The organism is Endozoicomonas sp. SESOKO2 (assembly GCF_024606245.1).
In the GTDB taxonomy this organism is placed as follows: Bacteria; Pseudomonadota; Gammaproteobacteria; order Pseudomonadales; family Endozoicomonadaceae; genus Endozoicomonas_A.
Genome location: NZ_JAHHPQ010000632.1, coordinates 1 through 3,307, shown reverse-complemented (window position 1 = coordinate 3,307; position 3,307 = coordinate 1). Strand labels below are relative to the sequence as shown.

Here is a 3,307-nt window from a genome sequence, read left to right as displayed (position 1 = left end):
GGGGCATCCAAAGCAAAAGGAGGTATGTAGCTTTTACGATCGATCATGCGTCCACGCATATAGGGATCCACTGACATCCAAAGATTTTTAACCAGAATTTCACCTTCTTTCAGCTCTGCAACTGGCTGAGAGACCAGCTTGAAGCAGCTGCTGTCAGGCAAACCCTCGGGGCGTCTGACAAGGTGAATCTCGTGACTTTTCTCTATAAACATGAACCGAAATCCTGAAACGATAGTTAAGAGGTAATTTATCGTTGTAATCAATATGACTCCAATGCATCATCGTTATAGTAGTCATGATTGTGAGTAATGATTTTGCCTGTTGATAATCTGTCGTCTTCTGACTTAAATCTGCTGCCGGTCTTGCAAGTTCTCTTGGAGGAGCGCAGTGTGACCCGTGCTGCCGGTCGATTAAATCTGACTCAGCCTGCCATCAGCCGCAGTCTGGCCAGACTCCGGGTACTTTTTGATGATCCTCTATTCACTCGAACTCCCCAGGGGCTGGCGCCCACTCCACGGGCTGAGGATATCGCTCTGGGTTTGCAGAAATCATTGCAAGATATCAGCCAGTTAATTGAACCTCCCCGTTTCATAGCAGCAGAGTCTGAACATAGCTTTCGATTGGCGTCTTCAGATTACGGGGCCCATGTGTTATTGCCTGAAGTCATAAAGAGGTTGAGTCGGGAGGCTCCGGGAATTTCGCTGGAAATTGTGCCCTGGCGCTCGCATTTGCTCCATGAACTGGATCAGCAGAATGTCGATCTGGCAACCTGCTCTATCACCGACGCACCCGCAATGATTCATGGGCGAGGAATAGGTCAGGACAAGTTTGTCTGTGTTGTCAGAGATTCTCACCCTCTGGTGGAGCAGGGTATGGATATTGAGCGCTATGCCAGTCATTCCCATGCATTGATCACCATGGGAGGAGAGCGAAAGGGAGCTGTCGACTATTTGTTGGAAGAGCGGGGATTGTCCCGGCGAATTGCCCTGAGGGTACCGCATTTTATTGCGGCACTGGCTCTGGTTGCCAATACCGATTATATATTGACAGCGCCTTATGGTTTGGTGGGAAGCTGCGCTCATCACTATGGGCTGGCAATACTGCCTTTTCCCATGGAGCAAAAGCCTTTTACCTACTCAATCATATGGCATGAGAGGTATATGAAAGAGCCTGCTCATATCTGGTTCAGGCAGCTGGTCTATGAAGAGCTGACCCAAAAGATCAATCGGCTTCATCTCGAGTGCAAGGTTTGAACACATTGTGATTGATTAAGCGCATGTGAGCATAAAAATTTCGTTTCTTTGTTAATTTTCTGTCACTATGTGAAGTGCTTGGAACAAACAGGGAGTGTTTGAAATGAAAGCTAACGGATTGGCACTTTTGCTGATTTTATTTCCTTTGCCTCTGATGGCTGAACAGGTGGCAGATAATCAACGCTGCTCATCAGGTCTGGCCATCTATATCGCAGGAGAGTATGCCAAAGCATTTGAGGTGCTCAAAGCTGAGGCTGACAAGGGGCTGGACTGTGCACAGCACTGGGTGGCCAGAATGTACCAGATGGGTCATGGAATCCCCATGAACAGAGAGCTTTCTAAAGCCTATTATGAACTGGCTGCCCGTCAGGGGTTTGAGCAGTCCATCATGCAGCTTGAGTTGTTGAAGAACGATTGAGATGACCAGAATAAAAAAAGCCCCTGACCACTTTTATGCTGATCAGGGGCTTTTTTAATGGCCGGGAATGAAGGGTGAGTACGTCCAACCAAGCGTCAACTTTTGTCTGCTGTCATTTTTAGGAAGGGCTAACGTTTTTGAAAGGCACTAAAATAAACGGGGGATAAATTAAACATCTTCAAATTTAAGGTCTATTGTTATGCCTCATCAATAAAGCCTGTAGGCAAATCCAATTATGAAAACGGCAAGACTTCTCACTATGACTCATCTGTTTTTCTTATTCATAGTATCTGTCGTTTTGCCGTTTGATGCCTACAGTGCTGCTTATGCCAATCTATTGAGCTGGACTGGTTGGTTGAGTTCCTCCAAAGCCATTGAAAAAAGGACAGCGGTATCGGAAGGGATTAGCAAGCTGTCGTTTATAGGTAGCGGTCCGCCTCTCCTTCTTGCTTATGGTGGCAAGACGGTTGACGAGAACATCAAGACAGTTTCTGAACTAGAGGACAATCAGCTTTATATCGTCCTGAATAGCCAGCCGGGCGACCTGTTTAATTTTTGTTTCAGAACTCCTCCCGCATTTTCGTCGGGAACTTTGCCCTACCCACCGGTCATTACAAAGCCTTTGACGGGCCAGAGTATGCCTCATATGCAAAACGGGGGAGTAAGACTGATCGCATTGGCACCAGACAGTGATCGCTGGCAGCATGAGTACCTGGCCAGATGGCGTTTACCGCCAGGTAATCAGTCCTTGGTTCTGTCCATTGAAGACAATGAGAGTGGATGGGTTTTAGAGCCAGAATGTAGCGGTATTGTTTCAGAAAGCACTGGTTCACCGTCGTCTTTGGATAGCAGTGTTCACGACGGTCATAATTTCGGTGACAAAAAAAAATCATCTGTCGATATTATTTTCCGTAACACAGAGACTCTAAAAAATGAGCCTGACCATCCTGAAGACAAAAGCCGTTTAAGTGGACCTTTGGCTATACCCGTAGCTTCTGATAGTGCCGATAACCATGAGTCATTCACAAGCTCTGGTGGTGGCGGTTTTGGTGGTGGGAATGATTTTGACGATTTATTCAAGAAAAGGCCGGGAAACGGGATGGCCCCACTTTACTATTTTGAATGGATGAGTGAACTGGTCAGCAGTATGGTCCTGATGCCTGACAATGACGGCCAGACCGTTAAAAAACGGATCTGGGATAGCCGGATTGTGCTCAAAATTAAACAGGGTTGGAATGAGCAGACGATCATTATTTCGCAGGCACTGTGGGACAGGATAAGCAGGGCAAATCTTGAACGGAGTTCAGAACTGTTTCTGGCATTGTCCAGAAGCCCCGATGATCCGGAAGCTGCATTTAATCATTACCTGGACAGTAACCGGGCACAACCATTACAAACAGAAGACTACAGTCGTTATGCACAGCAAGGTTTCATTTTAAGTCCTGAACAATTACGCAGTGTGTCTGTTTTTCCGGGCTATTGCCCCACTGGGACCGGTTGCTCTGGAGGAACCAGTCAGGTTGAAAAGGAAATGGCCGGCCTTGGTATGCAACCACCCACCTATACCCAATCTCAAAGAGACTATGGTCGGCACAATCAAGGCAGCCGTGGAGGAAGGAATAGTGGGGGAGACGAT

Annotated in this window: 3 protein-coding genes and 1 pseudogene; 3 read left to right on the top strand and 1 reads right to left on the bottom strand. The window is 47.1% G+C overall.

Going from position 1 to position 3,307, the window contains the following annotated elements:
• Positions 1-212: pseudogene (locus tag KDK17_RS15550) on the bottom strand (NADP-dependent oxidoreductase); the annotation flags it as partial.
• A gap of 102 nt (positions 213-314) precedes the next feature.
• On the opposite strand from KDK17_RS15550, the gene KDK17_RS15545 reads away from it, so the two are divergent.
• From KDK17_RS15545 to KDK17_RS15535, 3 genes are all read left to right on the top strand, one after another.
• Positions 315-1,253: a LysR family transcriptional regulator gene (locus KDK17_RS15545; protein ID WP_257281391.1), complete on the top strand. Its 939-nt coding sequence runs from the start codon at positions 315-317 to the stop codon at positions 1,251-1,253.
• A 103-nt stretch (positions 1,254-1,356) separates the two neighbouring features.
• Positions 1,357-1,671: a hypothetical protein gene (locus KDK17_RS15540; RefSeq protein WP_257254723.1), complete on the top strand. Its 315-nt coding sequence runs from the start codon at positions 1,357-1,359 to the stop codon at positions 1,669-1,671.
• Between the two features lie 259 nt (positions 1,672-1,930).
• On the top strand, positions 1,931-3,307 hold a 1,377-nt coding region (locus tag KDK17_RS15535; RefSeq protein WP_257288467.1), incomplete at its 3' end, for a hypothetical protein.